This is a genomic window from Oceanococcus atlanticus, from assembly GCF_002088235.1.
Lineage (GTDB): Bacteria > Pseudomonadota > Gammaproteobacteria > Nevskiales > Oceanococcaceae > Oceanococcus > Oceanococcus atlanticus.
Genome location: NZ_AQQV01000001.1, coordinates 1,020,435 through 1,038,045, shown reverse-complemented (window position 1 = coordinate 1,038,045; position 17,611 = coordinate 1,020,435). Strand labels below are relative to the sequence as shown.

Here is a 17,611-nt window from a genome sequence, read left to right as displayed (position 1 = left end):
CTTGAAGAGATTCCTTTTCCCACCTCTCTCAGGCCTTTTTTGCAGGTCGGGAAACCCTGAGTTCCACGTCACGCCTTATGCCATGCCGTGGTTCTTAATCCATTGATTCATCAAGATTCTTATTGACAAGGATGAGCAACATGAGCGACCAGATTGTCAAACTCACTGACGCAAACTTTGAAGCGGAAGTGGTCAACTCCGAGATCCCCGTTCTGGTGGACTTCTGGGCGGAGTGGTGCGGCCCGTGCCGCATGATCGCGCCGATCCTCGAAGAGTTGGCGCCGGAATATGCCGGCAAGCTGAAGATCGGCAAGCTGAACATCGATGAGAACCAGGACAAGACCGCTGAATTCGGCGTGCGCGGGATTCCCACGCTGCTGTTGTTCAAGGGCGGTGAAGTTGCGGGTACTCAGGTTGGCGCGGTGTCCAAAGCGCAACTCGCACAATTTGTGGATTCCGCAATTTAATTACGCAGGATTTGATGGTGTCGAACGAAACCCCTGAAGACGTGGTGGCAGCGCCGCCGGCGGAAAGCTCCGCTGCGTCGGAAAACGCATCTGCGGATGCGCCCAAACCCAAAGCTGCGCGCAAGCCGCGTAAGCCCAAGCAAGCCGCGCCAGACGACGCTGCCAGCAAAGAGTCTTCCGCATCTGGCGGTGATTCCGCACCGGCTGCGTCGGACAGTGGCAGCACGTCGTCGTCGGCCGGTTCCGAGGATCAGGGGGGCAACGAGGGGCGCAATCAGGCTTCCGGTGGCGGTGATGCCAACGATGGCGATAACGACCGGGGCAACAACAGTCGCGGTAATCGTCAGCGTGGTCGCAATCGTCGCAACAACCGCAACAATCGCGGTGGCGGCGGTGGTGGTAACGGCAATGGCAACGGCAACAGTGGCGGCGGAGGCGGCAACGAGCCGCGTTATGTCATCAACGAAGAATTGCCGGTTATCGATCTGGTAGAGCTCAAGCGCAAGCGCGGCGAAGAACTGCTGACGATTGCGCATGAACTGCAGATCGAGAACATCTCGCGGATCAAGAAGCAGGATCTGGTCTTCCAGCTGCTCAAAGGCTTTGCCCGTGTCGGTCATCAGATCGATGTCACCGGTGTGCTGGAAATTCTGTCCGACGGTTACGGCTTCCTGCGCAACACGGATGATTCCTACGATTCCGGCCCGGATGACATCTACGTGTCGCCGAGCCAGATCCGGCGTTTCTCACTGCGTACCGGCGACACCATCACCGGCTCGATTCGTCCGCCCAAGGAAGGTGAGCGCTACTTCGCGCTGCTCAAGGTGGATTCGATCAACTTCGAGCCGCCGGAGAATTCGCGCAGCAAGGTGCCGTTCGAAAACCTCACGCCGCTGTTCCCGAATGAGCGCATTCGCATGGAGCAGGGCAACGGTTCGACCGAAGACATCACCGCGCGTATTGTCGACCTGTGCTCGCCCATCGGCGGTGGTCAGCGTGGCCTGATTGTGGCGCCGCCCAAGGCGGGTAAAACCATGCTGCTGCAGAACATCGCGCAGAGCATTGCGAGCAATTACCCGGATCATTTCCTGCTGGTGTTGCTCATCGATGAGCGCCCCGAGGAAGTCACCGACATGCAGCGCACGGTGCGTGGCGAGGTGTTGTCCTCAACCTTCGACCAGCCGGCCCAGCGTCATGTACAGGTGGCCGAAATGGTCATCGAGAAAGCCAAACGTCTGGTCGAGCACAAGCGTGACGTGGTCATTCTGCTGGATTCCATCACCCGTCTGGCGCGTGCCTACAACACGGTGGCGCCGTCTTCGGGCAAGGTGCTGTCCGGTGGTGTGGATGCCAATGCCTTGCAGAAACCCAAGCGTTTCTTCGGCGCGGCGCGCAACATCGAGGAAGGCGGCAGTCTGACCATCATCGCCACGGCGTTGGTCGACACCGGTTCGCGCATGGACGAAGTGATCTACGAGGAGTTCAAGGGCACCGGCAACATGGAGTTGCACCTGGATCGCCGTATCGCCGAAAAACGCATCTTCCCGGCGATCAACATCAATCGTTCGGGCACCCGCCGCGAAGAGCTCATCACCGATCCGACCGAACTGCAAAGTGTGTGGATTCTGCGCAAGCTTTTGCATTCCATGGACGAGGTTGCAGCGATCGAGCTGCTGCTGGATCGCATGAAGCAGACCAAGAACAACGGCGATTTCTTCGCCGCGATGAAGCGCAACTAAGCTCTTGTGCGTGAAAAAGCCCGGCTAGCCCGGGCTTTTTTGTGGCTGGTGCTAAAGTCGCCAGCTCAAGGAGAGGTGATCATGTCCGTCCGAATTCAAGTGCTGCTGGCGCTCGTCGGCATCCTGTTCAACCTGGGCGTACAGGCCGCAGAAGCGGGGTTGGATCAGCGCCTGAGGGCGCGTCTGGTCAATTCGACGCCGGGCGCCGTGGCCAGTGCAGGCGGCCAGCGGCTGCATGCCACGGCGGCGCTCAAACGCTTTTATCTTGAACGTCTGTACCAGCCGGTGTGGGTGTCCGGAGCCGGGCTGAGCCGTGCCGGGCGCGACCTGCTGGCGGTGCTGGACAGTGCCACCACACACGGTTTGCGTGCCGAGGATTATCACCTGGATGCGATTGCACGGCTGACGGCTCAACCGCTGAGTCAGCCGGGACAGGCCGTGGATACGGAATTGCTGCTGGCCGATGGCGCATTGCTGTTTGCCAGTCATCTGGTTGCCGGGCGGGTCAATCCTGCATCGATTGATGCGGAATGGTTTGCCGAGATGCGGGGTACGGACGTGGTGGCGGCGTTGTCGGCAGCGCTGGGTGAGGGGCGGTTGGTGGCCGCGTACGCGCAGCTTGCCCCCCAGGATGCACGCTATCAGCGCCTCAGGACGGCGCTGGCACAATGGCGTGAGCGTGCCACAGCCCCCGCAGTGGCGCCGATACCGGATGGGCGGTGGCTGGAATTGGGTCAGCAGGGCGCCGCGGTAGCGGCCTTGCGTCAGCGCTTGGGGCTGGCGCCGGAGCCGGCCATCTTTGATGAGCACACCGCGCAAGCCGTGCGCGCGTTCCAGGCCGAATACGGGCTGAACGTAGATGCTGTGGTGGGGCCGCAAACACGCCAGATGCTCAATCAGACACCGCAGCAGGTGATTGAGCGGCTGGAGGTCAATATGGAGCGCTGGCGCTGGATGCCGCAAGCGCTGGCCGCACGCCGTGTCGAGGTCAATATCCCGGCTTTCGAACTGGTCGCCTTTGATGCCCCGGGCGAGGCCTTGCGCATGCGTGTCATCGTCGGGCGCGAGTACCGTCGCACGCCGGTATTCAGCGACCGTATCCGTTACCTGGTGATGAACCCCTACTGGGAAGCGCCACACAAGATTGTGGTGAATGATTTGCTGCCCAAGTTTCAGGCCGATCCGGGGCTTGCCGAGCGCATGGGCTTCGAAGTGTTATCGGGCTGGGGCGAGCAGCACAAACAGATTCCGCTGAACCAGGTCGATTGGCGGCGTTACAGCCCCAAAACCTTTGGCTACCGCCTGCGTCAGCGGCCTGGTCCGAGCAATGCGCTGGGGCGGGTCAAATTCATGTTCCCCAACGACTTTGCCGTATACCTGCATGACACCTCGGCGCCCGAGCTGTTTGCCCAGGCACGTCGCACCCTGAGTTCAGGCTGTGTGCGGGTGGAAAAGCCGCGCGATCTGGCCACCTGGCTGACCGGCACGGATGCCGCCTGGCCAGACAGCGCGCTGCAGCCGGTGGACAAGGTGGTGCCGCTGGCGAAGCCGGTGCCGGTGCATCTGCAGTACTGGACCGCCTGGGTGGATGAAGGTGGGCGCCTGCATCAGCGCGCCGATGTGTATGAACGCGACGCGCGTGTGCTGCGTGCACTGCGCGAGCCGGCGCCGAACTGATCAGTCGCCGGCGATGGTCATGCCGTCCACCAGGATTGAGCCGCACAGAATGCCGGACGCCGGGTCGATGTCGCTGCCGATGGCCCCGACAGCGCGATACATGTCGAGCAGATTGCCGGCGATGGTGATGCCGGCCACCGGGTAGGCGGGTTCGCCGTTTTCGTACCAGATGCCGGCGGCGCCGCGCGAGTAATCGCCAGTGCTGCCGTTGACGCCTTGCCCCATCAGTTCGGTAACCAGCAGTCCTGAGCCCAGTTCACGCAGCAGGGCGTCCTGGTCCTGATCCGTGGTCGGCGACACTTCCAGAGTTTTGACCCCGCCAGCATTGCCGGTGGTGCTCAGCCCGAGCTTGCGTGCCGAGTAGCTGCCCAGTAGCCAGCTGCGCAGATAGCCGTCTTGGATGATGGCCTGCTCGCGCGTGGCCACCCCTTCGGCATCAAACCAGGCGGCGCCGTAGCGTCCTGGCACATGCGGTCTCTGCACGATGCTGATGTTGTCGGGAAACAGCTGGGTGTCGCGTTTTTCCAGCAGGAAACTGGCCCGGCGGTACAGCGCGTTGCCACTGGCTGCACCGATCATGTGGCCGATCAGGCCGCGTGCTAGCTGTGGCGGAAACACCACCGGCGCACGCTGGGTTTTGAGTTTGCGTGGGTCGAGCCGGCCGAGCGCGCGTGCGGCCGCCGTGCGGCCCACTTCGTCGCTGCGGCTCAGCGCATCGGCCTGCATGGCGCGGGCATACCAGTAGTCGCGCTGCATGTCGCTATCGGATTTGGCGATGATGGCCAGCGACAGGCTGTAGTCGGTGGCCGTGCGGCAGCCGGCAAAACCGATGCTGTTCATCAGCACATCGCGGCTGCGGTGGGCGTTGACGCTGGCGCCTTCGGAATTGCTGATGCGAGGGTCGACGGCGAAGGCGGCGTCCTCGCAGGCCAGCGCCCAGTCGCGGCTGGCGCTGACCGACAGGGCAGCCGGATGATCCAGCGCCAGGTCCATCGGTGTGCTGGCCAGATGCTCCGGCTCAGGCAGGCCCGCGGCATCGTCATCCTGGGTATGGCGCGCGATGGTGCAGGCGGCTTCAACAATCTCGCGGATGGAGCCGGGCTTCAGATCCCCGGTGTTGGCATGGCCGCGCTTCTGACCGAAATAGACGGTGATCGCCAGATCATTGTCGCGCTGGAACTCAACCGACTCCAGTTCGCGGTTGCGCAGGGATGTGGTCAGCCCGCAGTTGCTGCCAAGTGCCACAACCGCATCGCTGGAGCCACAGGCGCGGGCGTGGTCCAGGGCCTGCTGGCCTAGCTCATACAGGCTTTGTTCGTCTGGCAGGTCCTGGTCCAGGGCAGTGGTGGACAATGCTTGAGTCATGCGTGACGGGCCTTTTTCAATGCGGTGGGCAGGCTGGCGGGCAGGCCATCGAAGCTGCCGTTGCTCATGAGGACGATGACATCGCCAGGGCGGGCATCCTGACACAGGGCAGCGCTCAGGCTGCTGACATCGGCATGTGTGCGGAGTTTGTCACCAAGCACCTCATGCAGGCGTGCGGTGTCCCAGGGCAGTTCCGGTCGGGCCAGCACATGAATGCTGTCGGCGCCTGCCAGCGACGGCCCCAGGGCCGCGGCATGCGCGCCGGCGCGCATCGAGTTGCTGCGCGGCTCCAGAGCCACGATCAGGCGTCCGCTGCGGGCAGCGGGCGGGATCGCCGCGATGGTTTTTTCGATCGCCGTGGGGTGGTGGGCAAAGTCGTCGTAGATGCGTATTCCATCAATCTCGCCCTTCAGATCGAGACGACGGGCGACCCCTTCAAAGCGCCCCAATGCTTCGGCGCTGATCGCCGGGGTGACGCCGGCATGGCGTGCGGCCAGACAGGCCATAAGCGCGTTGTGGGCGTTGTGTTCGCCGCGAACCGACCAGTGCACCTCGGCCACGGTCTCGCCGGCGTGAACGATACGAAAGGCACTCCAGTCGGCAGCCAGCGCCAGGACCTGCCAGCCGTCGGCCGCGCCGGTGAACTGGGTCTGCGACCAGCAGCCTTGCTGAAGCACGCGCTGTAAAGCAGCATCCTGGGCCGGGGCAATGATCTGGCCGCTGGCGGGAATCGTGCGCACCAGATGATGGAACTGCCGCTCGATGGCGGACAGATCCTCAAAAATGTCGGCGTGATCGAACTCCAGATTGTTCAGAATCGCGGTCCGTGGGCGGTAATGCACGAACTTGGAGCGCTTGTCGAAGAAGGCGGTGTCGTATTCGTCGGCTTCGATGACGAAAAACGGTGCACTGCCCATGCGCGCCGAGACCGGGAAGTTGCCCGGCAAGCCGCCGATCAGAAAGCCCGGATCGAGTTTGGCGTCTTCCAGTATCCAGGCCAGCATGCTGCTGGTGGTGGTTTTGCCGTGGGTGCCGGCCACCGCCAGCACCCAGCGATCGCGCAACAGGTGCTCGGCCAACCATTGCGGGCCGGAGACATAGGGCAGGCCGCGGTCCAGAACGTGCTCGATCGCCGGATTACCCCGGCTGATGACATTGCCGACCACGACCATGTCCGGCGCCGGTTCCAGATGTTCGGCACTGTAGCCCTGCATGACCTCAATGCCCAGGGCTTCGAGCTGGGTGCTCATGGGCGGCCAGGCACCGGCATCCGAGCCGGTGACCCGATATCCGGCTTCGCGCGCCAGTGCGGCAATGCCGGCCATGAAGGTGCCGCAGATGCCGAGTATGTGAATGTGCATGGCTTAGACGCCGCCAAACAGGCTGGACAGGAAGCCGACGATAAAGATCAGCAGGATCTCGTACAGCAGGGCCACGCACACGCCAAAGCCGAAGCTGATGTCCAGCGCGTGGCGATAGATATGCGCGCTGATCACCAGCCCCCAGATGCTCAGACCGGCCCAGGCATACATGGCCATGGCCGGGATTTCGAGTTGTTCCGGCGAGATGTCGGGGTTCTCGGTCAGGGCCTTGAGCAGCGGCTGCAGGGCATCCAGCGGCAGTAACAGCAGCAGGCCGATGACGGCGCTGGTCAGGAACAGCGCCGTCATGGTCTGCACGAAACGCTCTGGCGTGCGTTTCCAGTTGAGCAGCGCCCGTACGAAAACCGCCAGGATGACAATGCTGAGCGCGGACTGGACCAGGGCTACGGTCAGGTCGCTGACCAGCAGCAGGCGTGCAATGGCGGTGGCCAGAAACAGCGCGGTGGCCAGCTGCAACAAGCTGGGCGAGGTGGGCAGGTCCTGAGGACCGGCCTTGAGCAGCATGATCTGGGTGATGCGCGAGGCGACGGCGTTGAACATGGAGCGGCGGTTTGTCCGTATGATGAATTGATGACTGAACTGCTGACCCGCAGCGACGCGCTCGCTGATGTGTGCGAACAGGCCGCCGGTGCCGAGGCACTGGCCCTGGATACCGAATTCATGCGCGAGCGCACCTATTATCCCGAATTGTGCCTGATTCAGGCAGCTTTGCCCGAGCAGATCGTGCTTATCGATCCTCTTGCGGAGATCGATTTAAGCCCTTTGCGCGCGCTGATGAGCGGGCCGGCAGACAAGATTCTGCATGCCTCGCGGCAAGATCAGGAAGTGCTGGTTGCAGCGCTGGGATGCGCCGCCACGCCGCTGTTTGATACCCAGCATGCGGCGGCCTTGTGCGGGCACCCGCCACAATGGTCCTACGCGGCGCTGGTCAAGGCGTTCTGCGATGTGGAGCTGCCCAAGGACTCAACCCGTACCGACTGGACGCGGCGCCCGCTGAGCGGCAAACAGTTGGCCTACGCGGCCGATGATGTGCGCTACCTGCTGGCCCTGCGCGAGATGTTGCTGGAGCGTTTGCAGGCCTTGGGGCGCCAGGACTGGTTTGCCGAGGACATGCGTCAGCAGGAGCGCATTGCGCTGGACGTGGCGCCCGAGGATGCCTGGCTCAAGGTCAAGGGCAAGGGCCATTTGCAGGGCCGTGCGCTGGCGGTGTTGCAGGCGCTGGCCGCCTGGCGCGAGCAGCGCGCTCAGTCACGCAACCGGCCACGGCGCTGGGTGCTGGCGGACGAGGCCTTGTTGGCGCTGGCGCAGGCTCAGCCCGGCTCGGTGAGCGCGCTGGCTGAGGTCGAAGGCGTGCCGGACGGCGTGGTTCAGCGCCAGGGCAAGGCCTTGCTGGAAGCGGTAGAGGCCGGTTGTGCGGCGCCGATCCCTGCCTTGGACCAGCGCATGCCGGACAAGGCCGCAATCAAGCAGCTGCAAGGCGCGCTCAAGCGCATTGGCGCTGAGCTGAATCTGGATACCACCCTGCTTGCGACCCGCGCAGATCTCAACGCGCTGGTGCTGGATGGCAGCAGTGCGCGGATTGATCAGGGCTGGCGTCGCGAGCTTGTGGGCGCGCCTTTGCGCGCCGCTCTGGGCTGATCAGGCCAGGGCCGTCTCGATGCGGGCAAAGACCTCATCCAGCGGGCCTTCACCTTCGACGCTGGCCAGCTTGCCCTGTGTATCGTAGTAGGCGACCAGAGGCTCCGTCTGCTGCTGATACACGTTGAGACGATTGGAAATGGTCTCTTCGTTGTCGTCAGCGCGGTGGGCCAGATCGGTGCCACCGCAGCGATCGCAGACACCGTCGGTCTGCGGCGGGCTGAAATACACGTTGTACATCTGACCGCAGGCGCTGCAGGTGCGGCGACCGGTCAAACGCTTGACCAGGTTGCCGAACTCGACCTTGATCAGCAGCGCCGTTTGCAGCGGCTGACCAAGCTCGTTGAGCATGGTGTCCAGGGCTTCGGCCTGCGCGGTGCTGCGTGGGAAGCCATCCAGAATGAAGCCGTTGGTGGTATCGCTCTCGCCCAGGCGTTCGCGGATCATGCCGATCACAATCTCATCGGCTACCAGCTCGCCAGCATCCATTGCTGCCTTGGCTTTCTGGCCCAGTTCAGTGTTGGCAGCCACGGCGGCGCGCAAGAGATCACCGGTCGAAATTTGCGGGACGCCATGAGCGTCCATCAGCTTTTTCGCCTGGGTGCCTTTGCCTGAGCCGGGCGCACCGAGCAGAACAATACGCATGAATCTATCCGTTTGGCCTCTGAAAGCGGGCCGGGAGCGCGAACCCTAGCGTTTTGCTGGCAGAGCCGTCAATGAGACGATCGCAGGCTGGTGGCAGCGCAATCGGGGTAAATTCAGTACAATTTCGCGCCTACTGCGCCGTCCAAGGCCAGATAAACCCTCCTTTTCACGACATTATCGGGAGCGGCAATGTCCAGCCCCAAAAACGCCTTTTATGCGCAATCTGGCGGGGTCACCTCCGTTATCAATGTGTCGGCCGCCGCGGTGATTGAAACGGCCCGACGTTACCCTGAGAAAATCGGCAAGGTCTATGCCGGCCGCGACGGCATCATCGGCGCGCTGACCGAAGACCTGATCGATACCTCGGTCGAATCACCTGCGGCGATTGCCGCGCTGAAGCACACGCCGGCCGGTGCTTTCGGTTCGTGCCGCTACAAGCTCAAGGGTTTCGACAAGAATCTGGCGGAATACGAGCGCCTGATCGAAGTGTTCAAGGCGCATGACATTGGCTACTTTTTCTACAACGGTGGCGGCGATTCGGCCGACACCTGCCTGAAAGTCAGTCAGCTGGGCGAAAAGATGGATTACCCCATCCAGGCCATCCACATTCCCAAGACCATGGACAACGATCTGCCGTTGACCGATTGCTGCCCGGGTTTTGGTTCGGTCGCCAAGTACACCGCCGTGTCGATTCGAGAGGCCGGCTTTGACCTCAAATCCATGTGCAAGACCTCGACCAAGGTGTTCATTCTGGAAGTGATGGGGCGGCATGCCGGCTGGACCGCCGCTGCGGGCGGCCTGGCGGCGGAAAACGAAGGTGACGATCCGCACATCATCCTGTTCCCGGAAGTGGTGTTCGACGAAGCCAAGTTCCTGGCGCGGGTCAAACACAGCGTGGATACCTACGGCTACTGCACCATTGTGGCCTCGGAAGGCATCAAGAATGCCGAAGGCAAATTCGTGGCCGATGCGGGCAGCGTGGATGCGTTCGGTCACACCCAGCTTGGCGGCGTGGCCAGCACCCTGGCGACCATGATCAAGACCAAGCTTGGTCTGAAATACCACTATGCGATCGCCGATTACCTGATGCGCGCAGCGCGTCATGTGGCCTCCAAGACCGACGTCGAGCAGGCTTATGCGGTGGGCGAGGCGGCCGTCGAGTTTGCCGTGGCCGGCAAGGGTGGCGTGATGGTCGCGATCGAACGGCAGGCCGATGAGCCTTACACCTGGACCGTGGGCGAAGCGCCGCTGGATCAGGTGGCCAACGTGGAAAAGAAAATGCCGGCCGAGTTCATCAGCGAGGATGGCTTCCACATCACCGAAGCCTGCCGCCGCTATCTGGCGCCGCTGATCGCCGGTGAGGATCATCCGCCTTACCGCAACGGTCTGCCGGCCTACGTGCAGCTGGAAAATACCCCGGTCGAGAAAAAGACCGGCCGTGAGTTTACCGTCGCCTGACCTTAGGTCGGGCATGAACTATCAGGAGTATTCAATGGGTTACGAAGCAATCGGCCCGGGTGACAAGGCCCCGGACGAAATCCACGTGGTGATCGAGATCGCCGCCCACGGTCATCCGGTCAAGTACGAAGTCGACAAGGATTCCAACACCTTGTATGTCGATCGTTTCATGAACGTGTCGATGCATTACCCGGCCAACTATGGGTTCGTGAACAAAACCCTGTACGACGACGGCGACCCGGTCGATGTGCTGGTTCTGACCCCGTATCCGATCGTGCCGGGTTGCGTGATCAAGTGCCGCCCTGTGGCCGTGCTGATGACCGAGGACGAATCCGGTCTGGACGCCAAGGTGCTGGCCGTGCCGACCGACAAGGTTTCCACCGGCTATTACAAGGACATGCAGGATCTGGCCGATGTGCCGGAGCGCCTGCAGAACGAAATTACCCACTTCTTCGAGCGCTACAAAGACAACGAAGAGGGCAAGTGGGTCAAGGTCACCGGTTGGTTTGGCGTGGACAAGGCCAAGGAAGAAATCCAGAAGTCGATCGACGCCTACAAAGGCTGATCCGCAACCGCGGATTGTTCGTCACGCACGAGCGAGCGTGACGCCCTATGATTTGAAGCCCTTCCTGATGGAAGGGCTTTTTCGTCTGTGCATGGCATGCTGAATTTCACTGACATCACCCTGCGCCGCGGGCCCCGCGTGCTGGTCGAAGGCCTCAGCTGGACGGTCTATGCCGGCCAGCGCGCCGGCATCACCGGGCGCAATGGCACCGGTAAATCCAGCTTGCTGGAGATGGTGCGTGGTGAGCTGGCGCCGGATCAGGGCGAGTTGAATCTGCCGGCTGATCTGGTCATCGCGTATGTGCGTCAGGACACGCCGGCGCTGGCGTGTTCCGCGCTCGACTATGTGCTCGATGGCGATGCCGAATGGCGTGAGGTCAGCGGCGCACTGACGCAGGCCGAAGCGGACGGCGCGGGTGAGCGCATCGCCGCCCTGCACGAGCATATGCACCGCATCGACGGCTACACCACCCCGGCGCGGGCGGCCCGTTTGCTCAACGGTCTGGGCTTCTCCAGCGGGGATGAAAGCCGCGCCGTGGCGACGTTCTCCGGCGGCTGGCGTATGCGTCTGAATCTGGCCCAGGCCTTGATGTGTCGCTCAGATCTGTTGCTGCTCGATGAGCCGACCAATCACCTGGATCTGGACGCGGTGGTGTGGGTGCAGGACTGGTTGACCAGCTACGCCGGAACCTTGCTGGTGATCTCGCATGACCGCGATTTTCTGGACGCGGTGACCACCCACATTCTGCATCTGGAGCGCGGCGGCGCGCGCGCCTACACCGGCAACTATTCGTCCAGCGAAAAGCAGCGTGCCGAGCAGATGCAGCAGCAGGCTGCGCAGTTTGCCGCGCAGCAGCGCAAAGTGGCCCATGTGCAGTCGTTCATCGATCGTTTCCGGGCCAAGGCCTCGAAGGCGCGTCAGGCCCAGAGCCGGGTTAAACAGCTGGAAAAGATGCAGCTGGTGGCGCCGGCCCACTGGGACACGCCGTTTGATTTCAGCTTTGCCGAGCCCGCGCGGCTGCCCGCACCCTTGCTGCAGATGGAAAAGCTGAGCGCCGGTTACGACGGGCAGGCCGTGCTGTCCGGCGTCAATCTGACCCTGGCCCCCGGCGACCGGGTGGCCTTGCTGGGCCGTAACGGGGCCGGCAAGTCGACCTTGATGCGCACCCTGGCCGGCGCACAGCCGGCGCTGGGCGGGCATCAGTTTCGTGATCGCCATCTCACCGTCGGATACTTTGCCCAGCATCAGCTCGACAGCTTACATCTGGATGACAGCCCGATGGGTCATATGGAGCGCCTGCGCAAACAACTCGGCCGCGACGCGCGCGAGCAGGAGATGCGCGATTACCTGGGTGGCTTCGACTTTCATGGTGATCGCGTCTTCGAAGCCATTGCGCCGTTCTCGGGCGGGGAAAAAGCCCGTCTGGCACTGGCCCTGCTGGTCTGGCAGAAACCCAATCTGCTGCTGCTCGACGAACCGACCAACCATCTGGATCTGGACATGCGCCACGCCTTGGAAGTCGCCTTGCAGGGCTTCGAGGGTGCGGTGGTGATGGTTTCGCACGACCGCCACCTGTTGAGCAGTTGTGCAGATCAGTTGCTGGTGATTGGTCAGGGGCGCTGTGCCGCGTTTGATGGTGATCTGGATGATTACGCGCGCATGCTGCGCGAGCGCAGCCGCGACGATGTGGTCAGCGAAAGCGCCGGGCCGGGCCGGGTATCAGCCCGCGATCAGCGTCGTGCGGCCGCGGATCGCCGTGCGGCCCTCAAGCCCTTGCGAGATGAGCTCAAACGCTGCGAGCGCGAGATGGAGCGCCTGGAGGCGGCCCTGGCCAAGCTCGATGATGCGCTGGCCGATCCCGCCTTGTATCAGGAGCAACCGGAGCGGGCGGCCACCTTGATGCGCGAACAGGGCGGTCTGCGCAAACAGCTGGAGGTGGCCGAGGCCGACTGGCTGGAGGCGGCCGAAGCGCTGGAACAGGCCAGCCGCGACGACTAGCCGGGGCTGTCGCCGCGCATGTGCTGGATCACGGTCTGTGGGTGCTGGTAAAGCAGCAACTGGCCTGCCTCGGCGACCCGTACAAGCTGGCAATGATGATGCTCGGCATAGCACTGCTGCACCGCTGAGTAGGGCACGATGTCGTCCTCATCACCATGCAGCACGGTGGTCGCAACACCGTGGTCCAGATAGTGGTGCCAGTCGCTCATCTGCCAGTGCGCTTCGCGCACGAAATTTGGCCCACCGGCGTTGATGGCGCAGCGAGCCGCCTGAAGCAGCGTTGGCCTCAGTGCGCTGGACTGCACGCTGGCCAGATCACGCGGGTGCTTGCGATAGGCCAGGTTCAACCAGGTGCCGGCGCGCTGTTCATCGGCAAAAAAGCGTTCGCCCAGCGCGCTTAGCGGCGTCAGTACATTGAGCCGGTCGCGCGCCAGTTCCGCCCAGAAGCGGCGTGATGCGGGCAGCGCGTTGAGGCTGTCGGCCTGAGGCAGGGGCAGGGTCCCGGCGCACAGCACCAGTCTCTGAATACGTTGTGGGCATCGATAAGCCAGGGCATGGGCATGCATGGCGCCGACCACCGATCCGAGCAGCTTGACCTGATCCAGGCCAAGCTGGTCGAGCCAGCGGCACAGCAGCGGCGCGAGCTCATCCGGCTGGTTCAGTGTCGGGGCGGTGGTGCTGCCCGGATAGCCGGGGCGCGCGGGCGTAAGCAGGCGCAGGCCGGCCTTGGCCAGGGCGCGATCAAAGGCCGGCGGCAGCTGCGGGCCGAGAATCGCGGAGTGCAGGAACACCCACGGCTCGCCGCTGGCGCTGCCATATTCGACATGTCCCAGCACTGCATCGGTTGGTGCTGCTGGCGCGTTAGTGCAGCTGTCGGCCTGCGCTGCGGGCAGCAGCATCACGCTGGTTGCCAGCTGGACCAGTTCGGTCTGGCTGTGACACTGGGTTTTGTGCAGCAGTTGCTTGATCTGGGTGCGTACCGTGTGGACCGAGCGACGTCGTGCGCGCGCGATGTCCTGGCTGGACTGGCGGTCAACCAGCCCTTGAAGAATGGCCAGCTCGCTGGCACTGAGGCCGAAGCTGAGGCGTAGGCTGCGCTCCAGCGCGGGGGTCCAGTAGGCGCTTAACTCACGTGCGTGCTTCGGCGCAGGGGCGGCTTGCGGCAACGTCTGCGCGATGTCGCTGCAGGCGCGCAGGTGCTGGGCGATGAGATCGCTCCACGGCGCCGGTGTGGCGGGATGGGCGAGAACCTGCTGCAGCGCGTCGATCAGCGCGGGGAAACCGTCGCTGCTCAGACTGCTGCGATAACACAGCTCGATCAGCTGGTGCAGATCGCTGGGGTTCTCGGGGGCGCGTGGCATGGCCTGGTCAATATGTGATGCGGGTCACGTGTACGGCGCACGATACCCCAGCTGGGGTATGGGCAACAGGCAGCGCACGCCGCACTATTTTCGCCTGGTTTACAAGCATCTGCGGAGGCTGGGAGAGCGGGCATGGATTCAATCCGATTGCGGCACAGTTTGCTGGGTCTGGCGATGGCGTCAGCGGTGGTGGCGGCCAATCCCGCGCTGGCGGCTGATGAGGATGTCAGCGCAACGCTGGCAGGCATGCGCAGTGATGCCCCTGCGGCGTCCCAGGACAGCAAACCCTCAAGGCTTTCCGGTCTGTTCGGGCGCAAGCTCGAACGCCAGAAAGAGCGCGTCGGGCAGCGCGCGGACAATGAGGCCGATCAGGCCTCGGATCGCGCCGTGGACAAAACCATGGACAAGGTTTTCAACAAGATTTTCGGGAATTGATATGACTGTATTGCGCATCAGCAGCGCCGCGCTTGTGCTCGCGGCATGTGGACTTGGTGGTTGTTTCGGAAGTGATGACAGTGCGTCATCCGGGGGTGCGGCCCAAGCGTCCAGCAAAGCATCGAGCAAGGTGGAGGCTTGCCTGCGCAAGGCCATGCCTGAGCCTTGCACATTGCTGCAGCACGCTGGCGCTGAGGGCCTGTACCCGGACGATCTGACGTTCACCCCGCAGGAATATGGCGGGCAGGTATCGTGCACCGCGTCCTGGAGTGCTGGCCGTGAACAGGAGATCAAGGCTGGCGCGATGACATTCTCCGGGCCGGTGGATGACACCGTTGAACTCAATGGCATCCGCGAGCTGTCGGATGATCTGGAGCGCGCGAGCAACATGTTCGCGGCCCAGCATCGAACGCGTAGCGACGAGGAAAAAGCCCGTCTGGCCGAGACTGCGGCTGAAGCGGCCCGTAACGAGGTCGGTGATCAGCACAAGGACATGGCCACGGATCTGGCCAGCAAGTTTGTCAATGCCATCGAGTATAAGGCGATCGACGGTGTGGGCGATGCCGCCGCCTGGGGCGGGGTGGGACGCTTCAAGCAGCTGGCGGTGCGCGCCGGCCGAATGGCTTTTCAGGTGCGCATGACGCGCAGCAACGAGGAGCCTCAGGTGATTGCGGACAGCGTGCAGTTGGCCAAAGCCGTGATCGAGGGCTGTCAGTGAGGCGCTGGCGCTGTGTTGTAGCCCTGGCGCTGTTGCCCTGGAGTGCGACTGTTATAGCCCAGGATGCGTACGACACGGTGTCTGCAGCAGCCTGCGAACGCATGAAAAGCTGCGCGCTGCGTAACATGCAGGATGTGCCGCCAGAGTACCGTGACATGTTCACCCAGGGGCTGGAATCGATGTGCGCCTATCTGCCCAGCAGCGACACGATTCCCGGGTTTAATGCCACGCACCCGAGCTATCGCGCCTCGCTGGCCTGTCTCAAAAGCATCGCCGAGACCAGCTGCGAGGTGCTTGAGGCCCAGGAGAATTCCACCCCGCAATGCGATGAGTTGAATCGGCTCAACGAGGCCTCGACGGTGTATCCGCAGGCGAGCGGGTTTCAGCCGTAGGCGTTGTCACTCACAAACGGGTTGCTGACACGTTCGATGCCGAAGCGTGACAGCGGCCCGTGGCCGGGTACGAACTGCACCTCGTCACCCAGCGGAAACAGTTTCTCGCGTATCGAACGGACCAGATCGGCGTGATTGCCGCGGGGGAAGTCGGTGCGCCCGATCGAGCCCTGGAAAATCACATCGCCAACCAGGGCCAGCTGCAAGTCGGGCTGGTGAAACACCACATGCCCGGGTGTGTGGCCGGGGCAATGGATGACATCGAAGTGGATCTCGCCGACGCTCACTGTGTCGCCATCTTCGAGCCAGCGGTCAGGGGTAAATGCGCGGCTGGCCGGGAAGCCCATCTGCTGGGCCTGCATCGGCAGCATGTCGATCCAGAATTTGTCGTCCTTGTGCGGGCCTTCAATGGGCAGGTTTAGGCGTTCGGCCAGCTCGGCGACCACCCCGACATGATCAAGATGGCCGTGGGTCACCAGCAGCTTTTCCAGCGTGACACCTTCGGCTTCGACGGCAGCGAGCAGCTGCTCGGGTTCGCCGCCGGCATCAACCAGCGCGCCGCGCATGCTGTTCTTGTCCCAGATCAGGCTGCAATTCTGCTGAAACGGAGTAACCGGAAGTATTTTGATGCCAAGTGACATGGGCGGAAAATCGACAAAATCAGCCGCCGATCATCGCACAGCCCTGCAGGTCAGCAAACCTCAGGAAAACAGCTCCAGCGCGCCTGGGGCCTGCAAGCCGGGGCCGATCGGGCCAGTTGGGCGGGCCACATATTCACGAACCTGGTTACGCCCGCCGCGTTTGGCCTGATACAGCGCCTGATCGGCGCGCCCGACAATATTGGCCACGTGATCAAAGCGATCGATCGGCGCCAGGCCAACGCTTAAGGTGATGTGCTCGACCTGCGGAAAATGCGAACTCTCGACTTTGCCGCGAATGCGCTCGGCCAGCGCCAGCGCATTGTGTGCCTGGCAGGGGCTGAGCAGCACGGCGAATTCCTCGCCGCCGTAACGGTAGATGCGATCCAGGGTGCGCAGGGTGTTGCGGATCACCCGTGCGATCAGCAGCAGCACCTCGTCACCGATCAGGTGTCCGTAGCGATCGTTGATCTGCTTGAAGTGATCAACGTCCAGCATCATCAGCCACCAGTGTTCGTCGCCCGGTTTGGCCTGGCGTACGCTCTGCGCGACCATCGCAATCTGCGAGTCGAAGGCGCCGCGGTTGTACACCCCGGTCAGGGCATCGAGCTCCTGCTGGTGCAGGATGCGAACGAAATTGCCATAGATGGCCAGAATGCGACTGAGCGTGTCGCGACACGACGCATCCAGTGTGCGGCGGTGGATCTCGATGACCTCGAACAGATGGGTATCGTCGGAGATCGGGAAATAGTCAATATTCTGACTGTGCGCCGGAAACTGGTGACGCTGTTCACTGACGCAGCGTGCCAGTGCGCCGGTGGGCACGATGCCGCGGCGTGGGCGATTTTCCCATTCCAGCGTAGACGGTTGTTGCGCGTTGGGTACCTGGCAGCGCAGTGGTTCGTTAAGGCGCCCGTTCTTGTCTGGCGTGAGAAAGCTGATCGAGGCGATGGGGAACAGGTGCGCCAGATTTTCTGCGAAGCGCCTGCGCATCAGCTCGGTACTGTCGACTCGCGTCATTTCGCACATGGCGTTGAGCACTGCCGGGCAATCGGGTTGCAGGGCCGGCAGTAGCGTCGGATTGTTGTATTGAGCAGCTTGCGCCATCGGACCATCACGGATGGGTGTCCGCG

At 62.9% G+C, this 17,611-nt stretch carries 17 protein-coding genes; 10 read left to right on the top strand and 7 right to left on the bottom strand.

The features are described 5' to 3' along the window. Nucleotides 1-140 precede the first annotated feature (140 nt). From trxA to ATO7_RS04905, 3 genes are all read left to right on the top strand, one after another. Complete coding sequence (gene trxA / locus ATO7_RS04915; RefSeq protein ID WP_083561011.1) at nucleotides 141-467, top strand: thioredoxin TrxA; 327 nt, start codon at nucleotides 141-143, stop codon at nucleotides 465-467. A 479-nt stretch (nucleotides 468-946) separates the two neighbouring features. Then, entirely contained in the window at nucleotides 947-2,206 is a 1,260-nt protein-coding gene (rho, locus tag ATO7_RS04910; protein WP_240499438.1) for a transcription termination factor Rho, read from the top strand. An 81-nt stretch (nucleotides 2,207-2,287) separates the two neighbouring features. Continuing rightward, nucleotides 2,288-3,883 (top strand): L,D-transpeptidase family protein, encoded by a 1,596-nt coding sequence (locus ATO7_RS04905; protein ID WP_146680151.1) that lies wholly within the window; start codon nucleotides 2,288-2,290, stop codon nucleotides 3,881-3,883. Here the strand turns inward: ATO7_RS04905 and pmbA are convergent, their stop codons facing one another. Genes pmbA through ATO7_RS04890 form a run of 3 tightly spaced genes read right to left on the bottom strand, consistent with a single transcriptional unit; the run spans nucleotide 3,884 to nucleotide 7,170 of the window. Further along, entirely contained in the window at nucleotides 3,884-5,248 is a 1,365-nt protein-coding gene (gene pmbA, locus ATO7_RS04900) for a metalloprotease PmbA (RefSeq protein WP_083560054.1), read from the bottom strand. After that, the gene (gene mpl / locus ATO7_RS04895) at nucleotides 5,245-6,609 is read right to left on the bottom strand and encodes a UDP-N-acetylmuramate:L-alanyl-gamma-D-glutamyl-meso-diaminopimelate ligase (RefSeq protein WP_083560052.1); all 1,365 of its coding nucleotides are present in this window, start codon (nucleotides 6,607-6,609) and stop codon (nucleotides 5,245-5,247) included. Before mpl ends, pmbA begins: the two co-directional genes overlap by 4 nt. Before the next feature lie 3 nt (nucleotides 6,610-6,612). Then, the gene (locus ATO7_RS04890) at nucleotides 6,613-7,170 is read right to left on the bottom strand and encodes a hypothetical protein (protein WP_083560051.1); all 558 of its coding nucleotides are present in this window, start codon (nucleotides 7,168-7,170) and stop codon (nucleotides 6,613-6,615) included. A 30-nt stretch (nucleotides 7,171-7,200) separates the two neighbouring features. Between ATO7_RS04890 and rnd the strand changes: the two genes are divergently transcribed. Further along, nucleotides 7,201-8,268, top strand: coding sequence for a ribonuclease D (rnd, locus tag ATO7_RS04885; protein ID WP_083560049.1), 1,068 nt, complete (start codon nucleotides 7,201-7,203; stop codon nucleotides 8,266-8,268). Here the strand turns inward: rnd and ATO7_RS04880 are convergent, their stop codons facing one another. Beyond that, nucleotides 8,269-8,913, bottom strand: coding sequence for an adenylate kinase (locus tag ATO7_RS04880; protein ID WP_083560047.1), 645 nt, complete (start codon nucleotides 8,911-8,913; stop codon nucleotides 8,269-8,271). Between the two features lie 189 nt (nucleotides 8,914-9,102). Between ATO7_RS04880 and ATO7_RS04875 the strand changes: the two genes are divergently transcribed. From ATO7_RS04875 to ATO7_RS04865, 3 genes are all read left to right on the top strand, one after another. After that, nucleotides 9,103-10,371 carry a 6-phosphofructokinase gene (locus tag ATO7_RS04875; RefSeq protein WP_083560043.1) on the top strand — a complete coding sequence of 423 codons (1,269 nt, stop codon included), beginning with the start codon at nucleotides 9,103-9,105 and terminating at the stop codon, nucleotides 10,369-10,371. 34 nt (nucleotides 10,372-10,405) lie between these two features. Continuing rightward, the gene (gene ppa, locus ATO7_RS04870; protein WP_083560041.1) at nucleotides 10,406-10,936 is read left to right on the top strand and encodes an inorganic diphosphatase; all 531 of its coding nucleotides are present in this window, start codon (nucleotides 10,406-10,408) and stop codon (nucleotides 10,934-10,936) included. A 96-nt stretch (nucleotides 10,937-11,032) separates the two neighbouring features. Further along, on the top strand, nucleotides 11,033-12,934 hold the full coding sequence (locus ATO7_RS04865; RefSeq protein WP_083561010.1) for an ATP-binding cassette domain-containing protein: 1,902 nt from the start codon (nucleotides 11,033-11,035) through the stop codon (nucleotides 12,932-12,934). On the opposite strand, the gene ATO7_RS04860 is transcribed toward ATO7_RS04865, so the two are convergent. Continuing rightward, nucleotides 12,931-14,295, bottom strand: coding sequence for an alpha/beta fold hydrolase (locus ATO7_RS04860; RefSeq protein ID WP_083560039.1), 1,365 nt, complete (start codon nucleotides 14,293-14,295; stop codon nucleotides 12,931-12,933). The genes ATO7_RS04865 and ATO7_RS04860 overlap by 4 nt on opposite strands. Before the next feature lie 132 nt (nucleotides 14,296-14,427). Between ATO7_RS04860 and ATO7_RS04855 the strand changes: the two genes are divergently transcribed. The 3 genes from ATO7_RS04855 to ATO7_RS04845 all read left to right on the top strand — a co-directional run bounded on the left by ATO7_RS04855 (nucleotide 14,428) and on the right by ATO7_RS04845 (nucleotide 15,840). Beyond that, on the top strand, nucleotides 14,428-14,730 hold the full coding sequence (locus tag ATO7_RS04855) for a hypothetical protein (RefSeq protein ID WP_146680150.1): 303 nt from the start codon (nucleotides 14,428-14,430) through the stop codon (nucleotides 14,728-14,730). Nucleotide 14,731: 1 nt separating this feature from the next. After that, nucleotides 14,732-15,448: a hypothetical protein gene (locus ATO7_RS04850; RefSeq protein WP_083560035.1), complete on the top strand. Its 717-nt coding sequence runs from the start codon at nucleotides 14,732-14,734 to the stop codon at nucleotides 15,446-15,448. A 101-nt stretch (nucleotides 15,449-15,549) separates the two neighbouring features. After that, nucleotides 15,550-15,840, top strand: a complete 291-nt coding sequence (locus ATO7_RS04845) for a hypothetical protein (RefSeq protein ID WP_146680149.1) — start codon at nucleotides 15,550-15,552, stop codon at nucleotides 15,838-15,840. Here the strand turns inward: ATO7_RS04845 and ATO7_RS04840 are convergent. Together ATO7_RS04840 and ATO7_RS04835 are read right to left on the bottom strand one after the other, a co-directional pair. After that, complete coding sequence (locus ATO7_RS04840; protein ID WP_083560031.1) at nucleotides 15,831-16,481, bottom strand: MBL fold metallo-hydrolase; 651 nt, start codon at nucleotides 16,479-16,481, stop codon at nucleotides 15,831-15,833. The genes ATO7_RS04845 and ATO7_RS04840 overlap by 10 nt on opposite strands. A 60-nt stretch (nucleotides 16,482-16,541) precedes the next feature. Beyond that, nucleotides 16,542-17,585 (bottom strand): GGDEF domain-containing protein, encoded by a 1,044-nt coding sequence (locus ATO7_RS04835; RefSeq protein WP_083560030.1) that lies wholly within the window; start codon nucleotides 17,583-17,585, stop codon nucleotides 16,542-16,544. Nucleotides 17,586-17,611: the final 26 nt, after the last annotated feature.

What these genes read in the sequence shown, in the direction of transcription:
- trxA (WP_083561011.1), top strand. Translation starts at nt 141, where the DNA reads ATGAGCGACCAGATTGTCAAACTCACTGACGCAAACTTTGAAGCGGAA.
- ATO7_RS04905 (WP_146680151.1), top strand. Translation starts at nt 2,288, where the DNA reads ATGTCCGTCCGAATTCAAGTGCTGCTGGCGCTCGTCGGCATCCTGTTC.
- pmbA (WP_083560054.1), bottom strand. Translation starts at nt 5,248, where the DNA reads ATGACTCAAGCATTGTCCACCACTGCCCTGGACCAGGACCTGCCAGAC.
- mpl (WP_083560052.1), bottom strand. Translation starts at nt 6,609, where the DNA reads ATGCACATTCACATACTCGGCATCTGCGGCACCTTCATGGCCGGCATT.
- ATO7_RS04890 (WP_083560051.1), bottom strand. Translation starts at nt 7,170, where the DNA reads ATGTTCAACGCCGTCGCCTCGCGCATCACCCAGATCATGCTGCTCAAG.
- rnd (WP_083560049.1), top strand. Translation starts at nt 7,201, where the DNA reads ATGACTGAACTGCTGACCCGCAGCGACGCGCTCGCTGATGTGTGCGAA.
- ATO7_RS04880 (WP_083560047.1), bottom strand. Translation starts at nt 8,913, where the DNA reads ATGCGTATTGTTCTGCTCGGTGCGCCCGGCTCAGGCAAAGGCACCCAG.
- ATO7_RS04875 (WP_083560043.1), top strand. Translation starts at nt 9,103, where the DNA reads ATGTCCAGCCCCAAAAACGCCTTTTATGCGCAATCTGGCGGGGTCACC.
- ppa (WP_083560041.1), top strand. Translation starts at nt 10,406, where the DNA reads ATGGGTTACGAAGCAATCGGCCCGGGTGACAAGGCCCCGGACGAAATC.
- ATO7_RS04865 (WP_083561010.1), top strand. Translation starts at nt 11,033, where the DNA reads ATGCTGAATTTCACTGACATCACCCTGCGCCGCGGGCCCCGCGTGCTG.
- ATO7_RS04860 (WP_083560039.1), bottom strand. Translation starts at nt 14,295, where the DNA reads ATGCCACGCGCCCCCGAGAACCCCAGCGATCTGCACCAGCTGATCGAG.
- ATO7_RS04855 (WP_146680150.1), top strand. Translation starts at nt 14,428, where the DNA reads ATGGATTCAATCCGATTGCGGCACAGTTTGCTGGGTCTGGCGATGGCG.
- ATO7_RS04850 (WP_083560035.1), top strand. Translation starts at nt 14,732, where the DNA reads ATGACTGTATTGCGCATCAGCAGCGCCGCGCTTGTGCTCGCGGCATGT.
- ATO7_RS04845 (WP_146680149.1), top strand. Translation starts at nt 15,550, where the DNA reads ATGAAAAGCTGCGCGCTGCGTAACATGCAGGATGTGCCGCCAGAGTAC.
- ATO7_RS04840 (WP_083560031.1), bottom strand. Translation starts at nt 16,481, where the DNA reads ATGTCACTTGGCATCAAAATACTTCCGGTTACTCCGTTTCAGCAGAAT.
- ATO7_RS04835 (WP_083560030.1), bottom strand. Translation starts at nt 17,585, where the DNA reads ATGGCGCAAGCTGCTCAATACAACAATCCGACGCTACTGCCGGCCCTG.